Raw genomic sequence first — 19,232 nt, forward strand, 5'->3', positions numbered from 1 at the left:
CGAGGTTTTTGCGATTGGAATTTAACTTTTAGCCCCCCTGTGTAGCAGAAATAATCAGAATTTCGTCAGTTTCTTGTACGAGATGTTGGTTCCAATTGATTTTTGGAACGACGGTGTTGTTAATGGCAACGGCAATTCCGTTTTGTTTGTTTGGAATTTCGAGATCGAGCAATGATTGAACGCTTAGCGATTCAGCATTGAACTTTTTGATTTGTTGGTTGATTTTTAGTTCCATTCCTTTAGATTTAGTTTCTTGTAGAGACGCACTGCCGTGCGTCTCTACTTTAGGAATGGCTACAAAAACGCATAAAAATGCGCGCAGAAGTCATCTTACTTTTCCCTACGCTAGTATGAACTAGATCAGGTTCAGAGGGTAAAATCTCAGCCTGCTTATTTAGCAGACACCCCTAAAGTGTGAAGCAAATATATGTAATTTTTGTTTAAAAGTTTCAAGTTTCAAGTTTCAGGTTGTGAAAAACTGAAAACTGTGACTGAAAATTGTAACTGTTTAGTTAGCTCTTTTCCAGCAATCTTCCGCGTGATCATTGACTATTCCGGTGGCTTGCATGTGTGCATAAATTACGGTTGAACCGACAAATTTAAAACCTCTTTTTTTTAAATCTTTACTGATTTCGTCTGAAAGTGGAGTAGTGGCCGGAGCGTCTTTTGACGTTTTAAGGTTATTTATGATTGGTTTTCCGTTGGTATATTTCCAAATATAATCAGAGAAACTGCCAAATTCGTCCTGTACTTTCATAAAAGCCTGCGCGTTGGAAACGGCTGCTTTTATTTTTAGTCTATTACGGATAATTCCGGTATTTTGCATTAATTCTTCGATTTTATCTTCAGAATAAAAGGCTATTTTTTTATAATCAAAATAGTCAAATGCATTTCTGAAATTCTCCCTTTTGTTTAAAATGGTAATCCAGCTTAAGCCGGCCTGAAAAGTTTCTAGAATTAAAAATTCAAACAAAGTGGGATCGTCATAAACGGGAACGCCCCATTCTTCGTCATGATATTTTTTATACAAATCGCTGGAAGTACACCAACTGCATCGAATTAAATTTTCGTTTTCCATTATTTACCAATTTGCCAATGATATCCTTTTACACTTGGTATATAGGCGGAATGGCCAATTATTATTAAATCATTATAGACTTTTCTGTTGTATTTAATGCCAATTGCTTTACCAGACATGAACATTTTATTGGCCTGAAATCTAACTTTCATTTTACCATCTTCAAGTTCGGCATCAGATACTTTTTCTACAAGCCAGGTTGAACGCCATTTTACATTTAATTCATCCTGAGCTGTTCTGGTAACACTTTTAACGAGTTTAACTGCTTCTTCGGGAATTCTAAAATTTTGCGTCAAATCTTCTTGACTCATAGTTTGGCCAATTTTAGTACCCGAAAAAATTTTGCGCAAATTAACAAAACTCATTAAGTCTTCTTCTTTTTTTTCTGGAGCCGGAGTTGGAGCTCTTTCTGTTGTCGCTATTTTTGCAGTAGGAATTTCTGGCTTTACAATGGGTTTAGTGACAGTAAAAGCCTTTTTTTTATTAAGAGGAGATTTATCGTCGCTGTCTTTTGCGACGGCTATTTTAGCAGGAGTTGGATCAAGTGGTTTTTGAGGAGCAGGTTTTAAAGAACTAACAGGATATACTTTAGCGTTAGGTTGCTTTTTGTCATCGCTGCCACAGCTATAAAGGAAGCAGCAGATTGAAAATAGTAATATTACATTAGTTTTTTTCATAACAATAATTTTTTAGTCCTTATGAGAAATGTCTCCTTCCAAATATTTTTTAATCAAATGATGTCCTGCGTAAATTAATGGTGTCAATAAAATGGCTATAGATAATTTAAAGGTGTAACCTATCAATGCTGATGAAAGAAACGTATCAAAGTCAATTTTTCCCGGAAGCCAAAAAGCTATTCCAAGTACAATAAACGAATCAAACAATTGCGAAATTACAGTTGATCCTGTCGTTCGAAGCCATATTTTTTTATCGCCTGTTCGGTTTTTAAAGAACCAAAATATACTCACATCTATAAGCTGCGAAACCATAAAAGCAATAATACTTCCAACAATAATCCACATACTTTGTCCAAAAACAGCCTGAAATTGTTCATCATTTACGGGACTTATTCCTTTTGCCGCCGGAATTACAATAGCCATAAATAAAATTAAAAAGGCATAGGCAATTAAACAAGCGGTGATAAAAGAGAGTTTTTTAACTCCTTTTTCTCCAAAATATTCATTTATTAAATCGGTTGTTAGGAAAACTACTGGCCATGGTAAAATACCAATACTCATTACAAACGGTCCAATCTGAATTAATTTTCCTCCAATAAGCTCCGCGACAACTGCATTTGTTATAAAAATTCCCGCCAGAATTACAAAGACAATTTCTTTTTTGGTTTTGAACATAAATACGTACTATAAAATCTGATACTTCAAAGTTAACTATTTTATGCCGAAAATAGATTTAATATTCTTCACCAATTGATAACTCCTCTTCTTCTTTTTCTTTTTCAAAACTTGCTCTCATATGATCACCATTCAGGGTTTCATTGATGATAAGAGCATATGTTTTCTCCGGATTTTCTTCAATACTAATTGTTTTTATTGGAGCAGTAGTATAGGCCAAAGGATTTATTTTTTTGTTTTCGTTTAAAAAAGCAAGAGTGTACAATTGTTTTTTGATCGCTTTTGTTTCGTCATTTTTTCTTTGAATCTGATAAAAGTAAAACGAAATTTCATGATTATCTTTTTCTACAATTTGCTTTTTTAATAAAGTTAAAGAATCCTTTTTAGAAAGATTTTGAAAATTTACAGCGGCCGATTTCGCAATTTCATCATCGGAAAGATGTATTAAATCTTTTTTGTTTTGATTTAACAACAAATTGATTGTGATGAATTGCGTTTTAGGATCGTTTAGAAAACCTTCAATTTCAGTTGTATTTAGTGAATTATGTGTAATTCCTAATCGGACTAATTCTATGTTTAATTCCGGAATGTCAAGGTTTTTTATTTTTTTTAATACCTCTTTTACAGCATTATCATCGGTGTAATTATAGATTAAATTAGTGTAATTTATCAAATCAGTTAATGATCGTGAAGATTCAGAATAAAAAGTTACTTCGTCTTCTGCGGTAGCTGCCTCTTGTGTAGCTTTGTTTTTTTCGTTCCAGCTTGCTACTCTTTTATATTCGAGCTTGGTATTGGTCAGAATTATTTTTTTAAATGCTTTTAACTTTTTAACTGAAATCAATTTTTTCTCTAATAATGAATTACAAAAGCTAATGATTGGCTTGTTGTATTCTTTAATACTATAATATTGAAAAATCTCAGGAAACAATTCTTTGCTATTTTCAGGATCTCTTTCAAAAGTATAAAAGAGGCTTCCAATCTCATATTGTAAATCGGAAATAGGCAAATCGTACTCTAATAATTCATTGATTTTTTTGTATCCTGCTCTTGATTTTTGGTGCGAAATACTTTTTAAAATACTAATTTGTACATCTGTTTTTGTTGATTCTTTTTTATAATAATTCTCGAGGTAAGGAATTACTCTTTCATCTTCTATTTTACCAATTTTTTCCAATAATGAAGTTATAGCATCCGTTTCACTTTCTTTAAATTTAAAAGTGTTGATGAAGTTGGTAATCGCTTCAAAATCTTTTTGTGTGATATCAAGATTATCAATCGTGTTTAAGGCCGAATAACGAATGGTATCTTTTTCACTTTTAGCATCTTCGATAAAAAGCTTTACCTTGTCTTCAGCAGTATCCGTTTTGATATTGTCAACCAGATCTAGTGAGTTAAAGGTTTTTTCTATGAAAGGGTCATCATTTTTATAGTTTTTCTCAACCAGAGTATTCAATAGATAATAGGAGTTGTTTTTGTAAAGAACTTTGTATTTAATGGCCTGATTTGCATTAGGCTTAGAAACTAAAGCGTTAATGGTGTAACTATTTTGGTCTTTGTTAAAAGTGGTATTTTCAGATAAAAATTCGTAATTATCTTTTTTGTCAGCAATAATTTCGTCCCATAAAGATTGCGAGAATCCTTTTTTAAGAAACAATTCAGGACTTAATAATGAAGTTGCAGTTTCGTAACTTTCATCGTCTTCTGCCTCAAAATAATTTTGTTCAGAATCGCTTTCATATTGATTTAGAAATTCTTTTTTAAGCATACGCTGAACAGAATCAATAGAGAATGTTTGTTCGTATTTAGGGAATTTATGGTAGGCTAGTTTGATTTTTCTACCGGTTTCAGAATTAAATGCCTGAAACTGATTTACAACTTTAAAGGCATTTTTTGCCTCGCGCTTGTTTTGTTTTAATTTTAAAAATAGATTTTCGTTCTCTTTTTCTGGAATTTCGATTTTATAGTTTGCAGTTGAATCTACTAAAACTTTAGATTTTGATTTGTAATCGAACGGAGCAAGTACAAATGAATTAAAAAAGCGATTTGTATTCGCTTCAGATGTATTCACAGTACCCAATAAATAATATTTATTGCCAGAAATAACCGTTTTTAATTTGATATTTCGGTCTCCAATTTTAGAGGATGAAACAAAAGAATTTTCAATTTTGTTATATTTTGTAGCGGTCGAATCCTGATCTTGCTGAAGATAAAATTGATAATGAATTTGCTTTTGCTCGTATTCAGAATTTTCAAGGAAACTGGTATCATTTAGGGTTTTCTCTCTTAAAAAATAGAATCCTTTTTCCTGATTATCGTAAGCTTGAATATCAATATTAGTGCCTTTTTCGGCATTGTTTCCAAAGACAAAATTGAATGATGGAAGTTCAGCTTCAAAACCCCCTTTTAAAGGTTTGATCTTTTCCCATTCGTTTTTAAAAGGTTTAATTTTAATATTTTCGAAAACTTCATTTTCATATTGTCGAACGTAATTTGCAGGTCCGGTCATCGCAATAGAAATGATTTCTAATGGCGTGATGTAAAATTTTGAATGCTGAGCGTTTCCTGTTTTTGTAATGTTTCTTATATCATAACTGGCATAGTTAGGCTGCTCAGTATATTTTTTTTCAATAATATCCCCTGCAATTTTTTCAAAAAACAAACTATCCAGTGATTTCGGATTATAAGTAACATCAGTGTTTTTTAGGAAATAATTTAACGGAATTCTTTTTATCGTAATGGCGCCACCGTTGGTAAAATCCGGAGAGCCCATGCTTTCGTTTTCTTCGATAGTGGTTTTATATAATGGCAATTGTACCATTTTATCTTTGGTGTTCGAAACGGTAAAATTAGGATTAGGAAAATAAGCTTCGATAGTTTTCTTCTGATTTTTTCCGTTTTCGGTAAAAGTATCGATTATAGGTTTTACCGTATAACCTTTCTGTCTTAAAAGTTCAATTATACCGTCATTTCCTGCAAGATGCGCCGCACCCACAGCTGAGAATAAACTGCCTGTTTTGGCAATAGAATCAATGCTTTTAGTCATTATTTTGTTGCGGTTAACAATAAGGGCATCATGTGCTTTTTTCGAAAATATTAGCTTATAAATCGAGTCAAGCATTATAATGTCTTTCTCTCTGTAATATTCTTTTAGGGCTTCCTGAGGATTTCTGTTTTTTAAAATTTTTACTAAAGCAAGTTTATTTTCTTCTTTTGGTTTTGCGTCTTCATCAATGATTTGCAATATCGAAAGCATTGATTCTTTTGCATCTTCCAAACCAACAATTTTCTTTTTATATTTTTTTCCTGTTTGAAAAATAAACATGTCTAATACCGTGTCTTCCTGAAAATCGGCCTGATCTCCTTCGGCTCCGGATAACATATTTCTAAAATACTTGCCATTGTCATTAATAAAAATAGTCTGAATATTTTCTTTTGTTGTGGGGAACAAATAGAATTCGGTATAAAACTTTTTATAGGAGTTGAAATCATTACTTTTCATTAGATCGTTCAAGCTTCCCCATGTTTCAGGATTGCTTTCATTGGCCACAATATCAGAACCCAGAAGATTGGTGAAAAACGAATCAGATAAATGAAACGAAATTTTATCATTAACATGCATAGTCCCGTAGATATAGGATTTTTTGGTTAAACCGTTACCGGATATTTCCCAAAATAAACTCTTGTTTTGCGACTGAAGGACTGAAGTTATTAATAATGAGATGTAAAGTAATTTTTTCAAAAGGGTTGGTTTAGTGGTTTAGCTAAACAAATATAAAATAGATTACGGTCTTTTCGTTTATGAATTTGGCTTTTTCTTTGTTTTTTATAAGGTATTTTCTTAAAAACCAAAATTTGCTTTAAGAGCCGGAAAAGTTTCTCTGGCAAGTCTTTTTTAAGGCAATTAAGATTTGTTTTTTGATTGATAACTTTTAGGTACTTTTGAAGTAATAATGTGCTATTGCTTCCTTAGCAAGGGGAAAGCATAAAATATACACTTCAATTTTTCTTATATGGCGACAGATGCTACTAATTTTTTAGTAAAGAAATGGACAGGACCCTATGGAGGTGTTCCTGCTTTTAATGAATATAAAGTTTCAGATTTTAAACCGGCACTAGAATTTGCTATTCAGGAAAAGCTGGATCAAATTGATGCTATAGCAAATAATTTAGAAGAGGTTAGTTTTGAAAATACAATTGTTGCTTTAGAACTTTCAGGCAAAACGCTTAATCAGGTTCAGACCGTTTTCGGAATTTACAGATCTAATTTGAGCAGTCCGGAGTTTAATGATGTTGATACAGAAATGTCTCCAAGATTAGCAGCGATCAATAACAAAATGTATCAGAATAAGAAATTATTTTCGAGAATCGAAAAATTGTATAAATCTGATGCAAAGGGAAAATTAAATGAGGAGCAACAACGTCTGGTTTGGCTTTATTATACAGATTTTGTTAAAGAAGGAGCAGAGCTAAGTGAAGTTAATAAGGAAGAAGTGGCTAAAATTAATCAGGAGCTTGCTGGGCTTTTTACGCTTTTTAGTCAAAAGTTATTAGCAGAAGAAAATGATCAGTTTCTGGAATTGCGATCTGAATCAGATTTGGATGGCTTGCCGGAAGCATTTAAAAATGCCGCCATCGCAGAGGCGAAAGAAAGAAATTTAAATGTTTTGGCATGTATTGGAAACACAAGATCCTCAATTGAACCTTTCTTGACTTTTTCTAATCGCCGTGATTTAAGGGAGAAAGCCTTTGATATTTTTGTGAAGCGGGGAGATAACAAAAATGAAAATAATACAAATGAAACACTTGTATCTATTTTGCAATTAAGAGCCAGAAAAGCTAAAATTTTAGGATTCGACAATTTTGCCCAATGGAGTTTGTCTAATAAAATGGCAAAAGATCCGCAGAAGACTTTAGATTTAATGGAATCTGTTTGGAAACCGGCTGTTGAAAAAGTAAAAAATGACGTTGCCTCGATGCAGGAAATGGTAGATCTGGAAGGCGTAAATTTTAAAATTCAGCCTTGGGATTATCGTTATTATGCTGAAAAAGTTCGTAAAGCAAAGTATGATTTAGATCAAAACGAGTTAAAGCCGTATTTGCAGTTAGAAGATTTACGTGAAGGTATGTTTTGGGTTGCAGGTGAATTATTTGATTTAGGTTTCAAACAAGTTTTTGATGTTCCGGTTTATCATTCAGATGTAAGAGTTTGGGAGGTGAATAATTCAACAACTGGAAATCCTGTGGGTTTGTGGTATTTTGATCCTTACGCGCGCCAGGGAAAGCGATCCGGGGCCTGGATGAACTCACATAGGAAACAACAGAAAATAGAAGAGAATGTACTTCCAATTGTTTCTAACAATTGCAATTTTATTAAAGGCGCAGCAAATGAGCCTGTTTTGATTTCATGGGATGATGCCACGACCTTATTTCATGAATTTGGTCATGCACTACACGGATTATGCTCAAATGTTACCTATCCTGGTTTAAGCGGAACTGCCGTTGCAAGAGATTATGTAGAATTTCCGTCGCAGTTGCTGGAACATTGGCTGGCCACTCCGGAAGTATTAAATAAGTTTGCGCTGCATTATAAAACAAAGCAGCCATTGCCAGCTGTGTTAGTTGAAAGACTTGAAAAAGCGGCTAATTTTAATGAAGGATTTGCGACAGTAGAAACAATTTCAAGTTCTTTTGTTGATATGAAGCTGCACTTAACAACAGAAACTATTGATCCTCATAAATTTGAAAAGGACGTTCTGCAAGAAATTAATATGCCATCAGAAATTGTAATGCGCCATAGAATTCCGCAATTTGCGCATATTTTTTCAAGTGATGGATATGCAGCCGGATATTATAGTTATTTATGGGCAGATGTCATTAATGCGGATGCCTATGAGGCTTTTATAGAAGGCAAAGGTCCTTATGATAAAGAAATTTCAAAACGTCTTTATGATACGGTTTTAAGCGTTGGAAATACTATTGATAATGAAAAGATGTACGAGAATTTTAGAGGAAGAGCTCCGGAATCAAATGCTTTGATGCGTGCCAGAAATTTTCCGACAGTCCAGAATTCATAAAAATAAAAAAGCCCGAATAAATGAATATTCGGGCTTTTTATATTGAAATAATAATATATTAACCTAAAGTAACTCTTTTGAAACCTGTGATTTCAACGTTGTATCCTTTAACATAATCACCAACTTTTTTACTATCATCTTTAATGAAGTTTTGATCTAATAGAGCTTTCTCTTGATCTAAAGTTGTATTGTCAGAAATGAAACGTTGTACTTTTCCTGGAATAATTTTATCCCAAATTTGCTCTGGTTTACCTTCAGCTTTTAATTCAGCTTTAGCATCTTCTTCAGCTTGTTTTAAAACTTCTTCAGTTAATTGAGAGAAAGAAATATATTTAGGAACATTTTTTAAAGTTTTTCCTAAACGTTTTGCTTCTTCATTATCCTTTTCGATTACAGCAATACGAGCAGCAAGTTCAGATTCAACGAAAGCAGGATCAAAATCTTTGTAAGATAGTGTATCAGCTCCCATAGAAGCAACTTGCATAGAAACATCTTTAGTTAAAACGTCAGCGTTAGGAATTGCAGCAGAAATTGCAGTTAATGCAGCAATTTTGTTAACGTGAACATAAGATCCAACAAAAGCACCTTCTAAAATTTCAAAACCACCGATTTCGATTTTTTCTCCGATAACTCCAGTTTGCTCGATTAATTTTTCAGCAACAGTAATTCCGTTGAAATCTGAAGCTAAGAAATCTTCTTTAGAAGAGAAGTTAATAGCTCTTTCAACTAATTCTTTAGCCAAAGTTACGAAAGCCTCATTTTTACCTACGAAATCTGTTTCGCAGTTTAAAGTGATGATAGCTCCTTTAGTATTATCAGCATTGATAAAAGAAACAGCAGCTCCTTCAGAAGACTCACGGTCAGAACGGTTAGCAGCAACTTTTTGTCCTTTTTCTCTAAGGTTTTGTATAGCTTTATCGAAATCTCCATCAGCTTCAACTAAAGCTTTTTTACAGTCCATCATTCCGGCACCTGTAGTTTGTCTTAATTTATTTACGTCTGCAGCAGTAATTGTTGCCATAATATTTTGAATTTTAATGTTAAAAGTAAAAATTCCATCTTTTAAATTCTAAATTCCAATTTTATTAAATTATCAACATAACGTTTTTAATTTGTGGTTGGATTTTAGAATTTAAAATTTGGAATTTAAATTTGATTTATTCTTCAGTTGCAGGAGCAGCAGCTTCAACAGCCGGTGCAGCTTCAACAGCTGGAGCAGCAGCTTCAGTAGCTGGAGCTTCTTCTGTGAAAACTTCAGCTTCTTTGTCAGAACCTCTGTCAGAAAGACCGTCGATTACAGCAGCAGTAACTAAAGATAAAATTTTGTCAATTGATTTAGAAGCATCATCATTTGCAGGAATAACGTAATCAACCTCTCTTGGGTCAGAATTCGTATCAACCATTGCGAAAACTGGAATGTTTAATTTTTGTGCTTCTTTTATTGCGATGTGTTCAGCTTTGATATCTACTACGAACAATGCAGCTGGTAGTCTAGACATGTCAGCGATTGAACCTAAGTTTTTCTCTAATTTAGCACGTAGACGATCAACTTGCAAACGCTCTTTTTTAGATAACGTCATGAAAGTACCATCTTTCTTCATTTTATCAATAGAAGACATTTTTTTAACTGCCTTTCTGATAGTTACGAAGTTAGTTAGCATTCCACCAGGCCATCTTTCAGTGATGTAAGGCATGTTTGCAGCCTTTGCTTTTTCAGCAACGATGTCTTTAGCTTGTTTTTTGGTAGCTACGAATAAGATTTTTCTACCTGATGCAGCGATTTTTTTCAAAGCTTCATTAGCCTCTTCAATTTTTGCTGCAGTTTTATATAGATTGATAATGTGAATACCATTACGCTCCATATAAATGTAAGGGGCCATATTTGGATCCCATTTTCTAGTCATGTGTCCAAAGTGAACACCTGCTTCTAGTAAGTCTTTTACTTCTATTTTGTTTGCCATTTTTGTACTAGTTTACGTTCTGTTGATTAGCAATGTATAAATGGCGGTTTCCCAGGCTTTATACATTTAGATGCTAAACTATTTCCTACCTCGATAGGAGAGCAACAACAACTGTGTTTTTTAATTTCAATAAATAATTGATCTTGTCTTGTACCAAATGTACAAGACAGGTAATATTAACGTTTAGAGAATTGGAATCTCTTACGAGCTTTCTTCTGACCGAATTTCTTACGTTCAACCATTCTTGGATCTCTTGTTAATAAACCTTCTGGTTTTAAGATAGCTCTGTTTTCAGCATTTACTTCACACATAACACGTGCTAATGCCATTCTTACAGCTTCTGCCTGACCAGTTGAACCACCTCCGTAAACGTTTACTTTTACATCAAAGTTGTTTACATTTTCTGTCATAGACATTGGTTGTAAAACTTTGTATTGTAAAGTTGCAGTTGGAAAGTAAGTTGCGAATTCTTTTTTGTTTACAGTGATTTTTCCTGTTCCTTCAGAAACATATACACGTGCAACAGCGGTTTTTCTTCTACCGATTTTGTGAATAACTCCCATTACTTAAGATCGTTTAGGTTAACAGTTCTAGGTTTTTGAGCTCCGTGAGTATGCTCAGCACCTACAACAACATTTAGATTTCTAAAAAGTTCAGCTCCTAATTTGTTTTTAGGTAACATTCCTTTTACAGCTTTTTCTACTAATAATGCAGGGTTTTTAGATTGCAATACTTTAGCAGTTAAAGTTCTTTGTCCTCCTGGGTAACCTGTATGACGCATGTAAATTTTGTCATTCATTTTTGTACCTGTAAGGTTAATTTTTTCTGAGTTGATAACAATTACGTTATCTCCACAGTCAACGTGCGGTGTGTAACTTGGTTTGTACTTACCTCTTAAGATCATCGCAACCTTTGAAGCAAGACGTCCTAAGTTATGCCCTTCAGCATCAACAACAATCCACTCTTTAGTTACAGTGGCTTTGCTAGCTGAAATTGTCTTGTAGCTTAATGCGTCCATAATATTATTTTAATTAAACATTCCATCCCCAATAAAGGGGATGCAAAAGTACAATTAATTATTTTAAAACCAAATACCTGAAAAGAATATTTTATCTGTTGAAAATCAGGCCTTCAGTTTTCTATTTAAAACAATAAAAAAAAAACCACCTTCACAATAACGCGAAGGTGGTTCAATATTTGGATTTGTTTTGTTAAACAATAAATATATTTGCGATGTCTACAACTTGTTGTGTTGTAAGCGGCTCATCATAAGCTTCTGATCCTGCGGCAGCTCCAAATAAACTGGCTGTATTATAACCGGCCTGCATGGTAACGCCTTCGCCATCATATACGGCTTGCGTGGCTGCGGGCATTCCGGCGCCTCTCTCAGCATTCGAAATCCAGCCTTTTAGTCCGCGTAATCTTCTTACTTCTGATGCGTGTCGTGCTTCAACAGAATGAATCTGTAAAGCTGCGGTTAATAAATCAGGAGTTGTAATTAAATTGGCAGCTTGTCCTTTATAAGCTCTCACGCCTGTGTCTTCAAAAGCTTGTGCCAATGCCAAAAAGGTCGGGTAATCTCCAAAAGGATCAAATGCTCCTCCAACAGTAAAGTCAAAAGTAGGCTTCGGAACAAAGTTCGCACTCATTGTTCCTCCTAATCCTGCAATTAAAAAAGAAACGTGATCTGCTTCGTGAGCGGCAATCTGCTGAAAAACTTTTAAATCACGTCCACCGTTTTCAGATGCTGGAATTACGCCAGAATCTAGTGCCATTGCATAAAATTCGTTTTCAAGATATTCTAAAGTCAGGGCAAATTGTAAGGCCCCAATTGGTGTCGCTGGTGTGGCGGTTATATCTGCAGCTAGTGCTTTGTTGGCAAAAGCGGAAAGCCCGAAAGGAATTGCTGCGAATGCTAAATTTTTTCCAATATTTCCAAACTGTGAAAAACTGTCTCTTCGGGAACCAGTGCTATTCATTAAGCTATCATCAGTGAAGGTTTCTATAAATTTTAAGATATTCATAATTTCTAAGTTTTAGCTAGTTAGGATTAAGGTAAATATTTGGCAGTAAATTTTGTGGTAATAAATCCTCCTGCAATTGGCAGGATTTTAGAAGGATCCTGGGCTACATCCAGGCCAGTTGATGTGTTGATAATATCATCACCTGCAAAATCGCTTGAATTTGGATTAATCAGACTTCTTATTGCTGAAGCGTGTCTGGCTTCTACTGAAACAATTTTACCAGCTAATAATAAGTAGTCTGGACTTTTAATTAATTTCCCGGCTCCGTTATAAGCGGCAACCCCTGTATCTTCCAAAGCTTTTGCAGTTGCAAGAACTTCAGTACGACTATTAAAATTCATGGATCCATAATTGAATGCCAGAGAAGGAAGTAATTGTGAACTCGGGTCAGGAAGTGCTCCGGTCAATGCGGCTTTAAAAAAATCTCTGTGAACTACTTCGTGATGATACAAATCGGTCAGAACCTGACGTTCGATATCATTAAAAGTAGTATTGAAATTTGAGGAGTTTACAACTTTAGTGTAAAAATCAGCTTCTAACTGTTCTAAGGCATAGGCATAGGTCAGAACTCCAAAATCTCCAGAGCCTAAATCAAATACTCCATTTTTTATTCCGGGCAGAGTGTTATCCTGCATGTCATTGTCATCATTATCATTATCGCTGCAGCCAGCTAAAACCAAACCTGCGCCAACTAGTGTTAAGCCGCTGAGCTTTAGAAAGCTCCTTCTGTTATTCAATGAAGGGTCAACTTCATGAATTTTAACTTCGTTTTTCATAATCAAGGTCTTTTAAAAGGTTAATAACATATATTTAGGTATTAACGAGATTTAAAGACATCCGGTTTTGAAAAAACCATCTATTTTTTAATTTTTCTAAAAAGCCTTATAATTTTAAATACTGGTAGGTGTTTTTTGTTTTATTTTAGGTAATTCTACTATATTTGTATTAATTACATAAAATATTAATAGATGAAAGCTAAAGCAACTCTAAAACAAATTGCGAAAGAACTTGGTGTTTCTGTATCTACGGTGTCTAAGGCATTGAATGATAGCCCGGAGATTAGTGAGCAAACGAAGGTGAAGATTAAGGAGTATGCCAAACTCAAAAATTACAAGCCAAATGTTATTGGTCTGAATCTGAAGAATCGTAAAACCAAAACAATCGGTGTAATTATACCTAATATATTAAATTCCTTTTTTGCAAAGGTTTTTAGCGGTATCGAGAAAGTAGCCGATAAAAAAGGATATAATGTAATTACCTGTATTTCGAACGAATCTTTAGAAAAAGAAATTCATACACTTGAAATGTTGAGTAACGGAACTATTGACGGATTTATTCTTTCCGTTTCTGAAGAAGCTCAGAAATTACAAGATTACAGTCATTTCTCTGCTATTATTAATGACGGAACTCCAATTGTAATGTTTGACCGAATTGCAGATGAAGTAGAATGTGATAAAGTTGTCGTTGATGATTTTGATTCTGCTTTGAATTCAACGCAGCATTTAATCAATCTAGGATGTAAAAATATTGCCTTAATTTCTTCAGTAGACAATTTAAGTGTTGGAAAATTAAGGGCGGATGGATATTTAAAAGCTTTGGCTGATAATAATATTCCGGTAAACGAAAAAATTATTCTTCGTACCGATTCTGAAGAGGATATGAAAAGTAAAATTGATGCCATTTTTGACAACAAAATTGATGCGATTTTTGCTTTAGATGAAAATGATTCAGTTGCAGCCTTAAGAGTGAGTTTGAAAAAGGGATACAGAGTTCCGGAGGATATTTCGATAATTGGTTTTGCAGATGGGATTTTAGCATCAAGACGTTTGTCACCAAGTTTAACAACGGTTAGTCAGCATGGAATTGAAATTGGAGAAGTAGCTGCCAAAAAATTAATAGAAAGATTGGAAGAATCTGAAGATGAAACTTCTGATTATGAAACGATCGTTATCAAAACGAAATTGAAAGAACGAGAGTCTACAAGAAAAGCTTAAATAAAACAAAAAAAATCCATCCGACGCGTCAGATGGATTTTTTTTTAATTCTCCTGAATGAATTTTATTGCGTAGACAAAAAGTATAACAAGAATAAGAGCAATTCTAAAAGATTTTTGTTGTTGCGCTTTTAATAGATAGCCGTCTTTTTTCAATTCCCATGTAAATAGTAATTCAAACAAAGTACTTCTTGGTGTTAGTATAAAATCTAGAATGTGATAACTTTTGTTTGCCTTTTCTAATTTTTTCTGTTCTTCTTTTTCATTGGCTAATCGAATGGCGTTTTCGATTTCAGATGTATCAACATTTCTGTTTGCCAATTCATATTTAGCTAGATAAAGCGCGTCTCTATTCCACTTTTTTGGAGAACCAACAATGTTTAATAGTTCTTGCGTTGTTCGGGTTTTTATAGGAGGCTTAAAGTTATCTATCATTCTTTATTATTATTTAATAATCTAAAATCTACAATCAAAAAATCTAAAATTGCTTAATGCGCGGCTAACCAATCTGCACCCATGCCCAATTCAACATCCAAAGGAACACTCATCATAAAAGCATTTTCCATTTCATGTTTAATCAGCGGCTGGATTTTTTCTAATTCGTCGTTGTGCACATCAAACACAAGCTCATCATGAACCTGAAGTAGCATTTTAGATTTCCAGTTCTCTTCTGTTAGTTTTTTATGAATGTTGATCATGGCAATCTTAATTACATCCGCAGCGCTTCCCTGAATTGGTGCATTTACAGCATTTCGTTCCGCAGCACTTCTAACAACGGCATTTGCCGAGTTGATATCTTTTAAATAACGGCGACGACCTAAAATAGTTTGAACGTATCCGTTTTCACGTGCAAATTCAATTTGTTCATTTATATAAGATCTTAATCTTGGATACGTTTTATAGTATGCTTCGATTAATGCCGAACTTTCGCTTCTTGATAATGAAGTCTGATTGCTCAATCCGAAAGCAGAAACACCGTATATAATTCCGAAGTTTACTGTTTTTGCATTGCTTCTTTGTTCGCGTGTTACTTCATCTAAAGGCACATCAAAAACTTTTGAAGCCGTTGCCTTATGAATGTCTTCTCCATTTTTGAAAGCCGCGATCATATTTTCTTCGCCGCTTAAAGCGGCAATAATTCTTAATTCTATTTGCGAGTAATCGGCAGAGATTAAAGTATGGTTTTCATCGCGTGCAACGAAAGCTTTACGAATCTGACGCCCTCTTTCCGTACGAATCGGAATGTTTTGCAAGTTGGGATTATTCGAGCTTAAACGCCCCGTTGCGGCAACAGTTTGCATATAATCGGTATGAACGCGTAACGTTTTCTTGTCTACTTGTTCCGGCAAAGCCAAAATATAAGTACTTTGCAATTTCACCATTTGACGCCAATCCAAAATTTCTTTTATAATCGGATTGTCGTTGGCTAAATACATTAACACATCTTCGCCAGTTGCGTATTGACCTGTTTTCGTTTTCTTTTGTTTCGCACCGCCAATTTTCATTTTATCAAATAAGATATCTCCCAATTGTTTCGGTGAAGCCAAATTGAATTTCTCGCCGGCAGTTTCGTAGATTTTTTGTTCCAAAGATTTAATCTCAACCTCCATTTCGGTTGACATTTGTTTCAGAAAATCAACATCCAAACGAATTCCTTCAGTTTCCATAGCAGCCAAAACAGTTACTAACGGAATCTCGATTTCATCAAATAATTTTTTGGTTTCCGTTTTATCTAATTCGGTTGTAAAAAGTTCTTTTAATTGAAAAGTAACATCAGCATCTTCGGCAGCATATTCCTTAATCTCTTCAAGGGCTACATCGCGCATTGTAATTTGATTTTTTCCTTTTTTACCAATTAAAGTTTCAATTGATTTTGGAGAATATTTCAAATATGTTTCAGATAAAATATCCATATTATGACGCATATCCGGATTGATCAGGTAATGCGCAATCATCGTATCAAAAAGTTTTCCTTTTACGTTGATGCCATAATTAGAAAGGATTTTTAAATCATATTTTAAATTCTGACCTATTTTTTCGATGTTTTCATTTTCAAAAAATGGTCTGAATTTTTCAATTAAAGTATGCGCTTCTTCCTGGCTTTCCGGAAACGGAACATAAAATCCTTTTCCTTTTTCAAAAGAGAAAGCTATTCCAACCAACTCAGCATGCAAAGCATCTAAACCTGTAGTTTCGGTATCAAAACAAACAGAAGTCTGATTTTGTAGATTTTGTAAAAGCAATTTTATTCCCAAATCTCCCTGAATAAGCTGATAGGAGTGAGGGGTATTTTCTAAAGTATTGTAAAATGAAGTTCTTTCAATTTCCGAATTTTCATCAGAAGTTGTACCGCCGCCAAAAAGATCAAATTGATCTTCATTTTTAGGTTGTGGTTTTTTGTATAATTTAGTATCAGAAGCCGGAGCTGCAGAAGTAGCTAATTCATTTCCGCCACCAACTTTAAATAAATTATCAAATTGTTCTGCCATTCTTCTGAATTCCAATTCCTGAAAAATAGCATCTGTTTTTTCGATATCAGGACGTGATAGTTCGTAGTCATTTTCATTAAAAGTAACGTCACAATCGCATATAATCGTCGCTAGTTTTTTAGATAAAATTCCTTTTTCTTTATTGGCTTCAATATTTTCTTTCATTTTACCTTTCAGTAAATGCGTGTTGTCCAGAAGATTTTCCATCGTACCAAATTCCTTTAGGAACTTTTTTGCTGTAACTTCACCAACACCTGGTAATCCCGGAATATTATCGACGGCATCTCCCATCATTCCCAGAAAATCAATTACTTGTTCTGGTCTTTCGATTTCAAATTTTGCCAAAACTTCAGGAACGCCCCAAATTTCTATTCCATTACCCATTCGGGCTGGTTTGTACATAAATATGTTCTCAGAAACTAATTGAGCAAAATCTTTATCAGGCGTTACCATAAAAACTTTGTAGTTTTCTTTTTCGGCTTGCTTGGCAATTGTTCCAATCAAATCATCGGCTTCGCAACCTTCTATTTCAATAATCGGAATATGCATGGCTCTTAATAATTCCTGAATATAAGGCACAGCAATTTTAATCGCTTCTGGAGTAGCATCACGATTGGCTTTATATTCGACAAACATTTCGGTTCTAACGTGGCTTCCGCCTTTATCAAAAGCTACAGCCAAATGATCTGGTTTTTCACGTTTTATAACATCCAAAAGCGAGTTCATGAATCCCATGATCGCTGATGTATCCATTCCTTTAGAGTTAATTCTCGGGTTTTTTATAAAGGCATAATAACCACGAAAAATTAGTGCGTAAGCATCGAGAAGAAAAAGACGTTTTTGAGTTGACATAAAAAAAATATTAGTCTGTAAAAATAAACAATTGGGTTCTCAAAAATTAAAATAGAAAGATTTTTTTTCCACCATATAAGTTATATAAGTCTATTTTAGTAGAGACGCACAGCAGTGCGTCTATGGTTTGGTTGGCGCACAGCGGTTAATCTGATTTTGCGTTGATGAATAAATGAACTTATATAATTTATATGGTGGAAATCTACGCAAACCGTTAATATCAAGTTAAAGTATTTATTATGATGAAATTCTTCATTTTCTCTTCATTTTGCAGAGGTACTTTTGATCTGTAAAATAAAAGGTATTAATTTAAATCTTAGAAATCATGAGAAATTTATTGATGTTACTAGTAGCAGTTTTAGGAACAAGTGTAATGGTACACGCATTTCCACCTGCTGTAAAAGTTGGTCCTGCAAAAGAAGTAAAAGAACTTCCTTCAAAAGAAGTGAAAGCTACAAAACACCCAAAAAACAAAGCTTATAAAAAAACAAAATCAGCAAAAACGGAAGCTCCGAAAGCAGAAACAACAAAAGTGAAAAAATAAGTATTGCTTTTGTTTTGTTTTCGAAGAATTCTAAAGGAGACAAAACAGGAATAATGGTTATGGAATGTGGATGAGAAAGCTGATGAAGAAATTTGTCAGCTTTTTTCTATTCGTTAATTTTTTAATAATGCGTATCAGGACTTTTCATAATTGCGTAAATTTAGTTACGCTTAAAAGCTGTTTTTATGAATGTTTTAATTGTTGAAGATAATAAAGAACTTGCTGTAGAGGTTTACGATTTTTTGTGTAACGTGGGTTATATATGTAAAATTGCAAATAGTTGCAGCGATGCTCTTGAAGAAGTGGGCAGTAACGATTACGATGCAATGTTGCTGGATCTGGGTTTACCGGACGGAGATGGTTTTGAAGTTTTGAAAACCATCCGTAAAACCAAATCTAAAATGGCTGGAATTGTTTTAACAGCACGAGGTGAATTAGACGACAGAATAAATGGTCTTCATTTAGGTGCCGATGATTATCTGACAAAACCATTTGCGTTGACCGAATTAAGTGCTCGATTATTTGCTGTAATCAGAAGAATTCATGGTTTTACTTTGAATAATTTAGAAGTGAACGGATTTTTATTGCAGCTGCAGGATTATAAAGTTACTTATAATGACATTCCAATCAGCTTAACGAAAAAAGAGTTTGATATCTTTCAATATCTTGTTTTGAATAAAAACCGGGTTATAACAAGACTTCAGCTTACCGAGCATATTTGGGGCGATATTCTGGAGGTGAATTCAGATTCTAATTTTATTGATGTTCATGTTCGAAACCTTCGTAAAAAACTAGATAAACACACTGCAATAGACTGGTTTGAAACCGTTCGGAATGTGGGTTATCGTATAAACCAGTAAAA

General features: G+C 34.0%; 17 protein-coding genes and 1 riboswitch. Of the genes, 4 read left to right on the plus strand and 13 right to left on the minus strand.

The features are described 5' to 3' along the window. Positions 1-28 precede the first annotated feature (28 nt). The 5 genes from thiS to AC3ITQ_RS08105 all read right to left on the minus strand — a co-directional run bounded on the left by thiS (position 29) and on the right by AC3ITQ_RS08105 (position 6,172). Complete coding sequence (thiS, locus tag AC3ITQ_RS08085; RefSeq protein ID WP_310293579.1) at positions 29-235, minus strand: sulfur carrier protein ThiS; 207 nt, start codon at positions 233-235, stop codon at positions 29-31. Positions 236-320: 85 nt separating this feature from the next. Further along, positions 321-419: riboswitch (TPP riboswitch) on the minus strand. Between the two features lie 89 nt (positions 420-508). Further along, the gene (locus AC3ITQ_RS08090) at positions 509-1,078 is read right to left on the minus strand and encodes a DNA-3-methyladenine glycosylase I (RefSeq protein WP_489237924.1); all 570 of its coding nucleotides are present in this window, start codon (positions 1,076-1,078) and stop codon (positions 509-511) included. Next, entirely contained in the window at positions 1,078-1,755 is a 678-nt protein-coding gene (locus AC3ITQ_RS08095; protein WP_489237926.1) for a hypothetical protein, read from the minus strand. Before AC3ITQ_RS08095 ends, AC3ITQ_RS08090 begins: the two co-directional genes overlap by 1 nt. A gap of 12 nt (positions 1,756-1,767) precedes the next feature. After that, positions 1,768-2,430 carry a queuosine precursor transporter gene (locus tag AC3ITQ_RS08100; RefSeq protein ID WP_026983743.1) on the minus strand — a complete coding sequence of 221 codons (663 nt, stop codon included), beginning with the start codon at positions 2,428-2,430 and terminating at the stop codon, positions 1,768-1,770. 58 nt (positions 2,431-2,488) lie between these two features. Next, entirely contained in the window at positions 2,489-6,172 is a 3,684-nt protein-coding gene (locus AC3ITQ_RS08105) for a TraB/GumN family protein (RefSeq protein WP_489237928.1), read from the minus strand. 271 nt (positions 6,173-6,443) lie between these two features. Here AC3ITQ_RS08105 and AC3ITQ_RS08110 point away from each other — a divergent pair, with 271 nt between their 5' ends. Further along, complete coding sequence (locus tag AC3ITQ_RS08110; protein WP_489237930.1) at positions 6,444-8,507, plus strand: M3 family metallopeptidase; 2,064 nt, start codon at positions 6,444-6,446, stop codon at positions 8,505-8,507. Positions 8,508-8,565: 58 nt separating this feature from the next. On the opposite strand, the gene tsf is transcribed toward AC3ITQ_RS08110, so the two are convergent. The 6 genes from tsf to AC3ITQ_RS08140 all read right to left on the minus strand — a co-directional run bounded on the left by tsf (position 8,566) and on the right by AC3ITQ_RS08140 (position 13,268). Beyond that, entirely contained in the window at positions 8,566-9,528 is a 963-nt protein-coding gene (gene tsf / locus AC3ITQ_RS08115) for a translation elongation factor Ts (protein WP_375033904.1), read from the minus strand. 136 nt (positions 9,529-9,664) lie between these two features. Continuing rightward, positions 9,665-10,468: a 30S ribosomal protein S2 gene (rpsB, locus tag AC3ITQ_RS08120; RefSeq protein WP_026983739.1), complete on the minus strand. Its 804-nt coding sequence runs from the start codon at positions 10,466-10,468 to the stop codon at positions 9,665-9,667. 176 nt (positions 10,469-10,644) lie between these two features. Next, positions 10,645-11,031: a 30S ribosomal protein S9 gene (gene rpsI, locus AC3ITQ_RS08125; RefSeq protein WP_007808909.1), complete on the minus strand. Its 387-nt coding sequence runs from the start codon at positions 11,029-11,031 to the stop codon at positions 10,645-10,647. Continuing rightward, positions 11,031-11,486: a 50S ribosomal protein L13 gene (gene rplM / locus AC3ITQ_RS08130; protein WP_026983738.1), complete on the minus strand. Its 456-nt coding sequence runs from the start codon at positions 11,484-11,486 to the stop codon at positions 11,031-11,033. The genes rpsI and rplM overlap by 1 nt, the downstream gene beginning before the upstream one ends. 193 nt (positions 11,487-11,679) lie before the next feature. Further along, entirely contained in the window at positions 11,680-12,492 is an 813-nt protein-coding gene (locus AC3ITQ_RS08135; protein ID WP_072970516.1) for a ferritin-like domain-containing protein, read from the minus strand. Positions 12,493-12,518: 26 nt separating this feature from the next. Next, complete coding sequence (locus tag AC3ITQ_RS08140) at positions 12,519-13,268, minus strand: ferritin-like domain-containing protein (RefSeq protein WP_489237933.1); 750 nt, start codon at positions 13,266-13,268, stop codon at positions 12,519-12,521. Between the two features lie 192 nt (positions 13,269-13,460). Between AC3ITQ_RS08140 and AC3ITQ_RS08145 the strand changes: the two genes are divergently transcribed. Next, a complete protein-coding gene (locus AC3ITQ_RS08145) occupies positions 13,461-14,486 on the plus strand; it encodes a LacI family DNA-binding transcriptional regulator (RefSeq protein WP_026983735.1) in 1,026 nt (341 codons plus the stop codon). A 44-nt stretch (positions 14,487-14,530) separates the two neighbouring features. Here AC3ITQ_RS08145 and AC3ITQ_RS08150 read toward each other — a convergent pair whose 3' ends face one another. Both AC3ITQ_RS08150 and polA read right to left on the minus strand, forming a co-directional pair. Then, entirely contained in the window at positions 14,531-14,920 is a 390-nt protein-coding gene (locus AC3ITQ_RS08150; RefSeq protein ID WP_489237935.1) for a hypothetical protein, read from the minus strand. 53 nt (positions 14,921-14,973) lie between these two features. Then, positions 14,974-17,826, minus strand: a complete 2,853-nt coding sequence (gene polA, locus AC3ITQ_RS08155) for a DNA polymerase I (RefSeq protein ID WP_489237937.1) — start codon at positions 17,824-17,826, stop codon at positions 14,974-14,976. A 325-nt stretch (positions 17,827-18,151) separates the two neighbouring features. On the opposite strand from polA, the gene AC3ITQ_RS08160 reads away from it, so the two are divergent. Next, entirely contained in the window at positions 18,152-18,370 is a 219-nt protein-coding gene (locus tag AC3ITQ_RS08160; protein WP_489237939.1) for a hypothetical protein, read from the plus strand. A 185-nt stretch (positions 18,371-18,555) separates the two neighbouring features. Beyond that, positions 18,556-19,230, plus strand: coding sequence for a response regulator transcription factor (locus AC3ITQ_RS08165; protein WP_489237941.1), 675 nt, complete (start codon positions 18,556-18,558; stop codon positions 19,228-19,230). Positions 19,231-19,232 lie beyond the last annotated feature (2 nt).

It is taken from the genome of Flavobacterium sp. KH_001 (genome assembly GCF_057840745.1).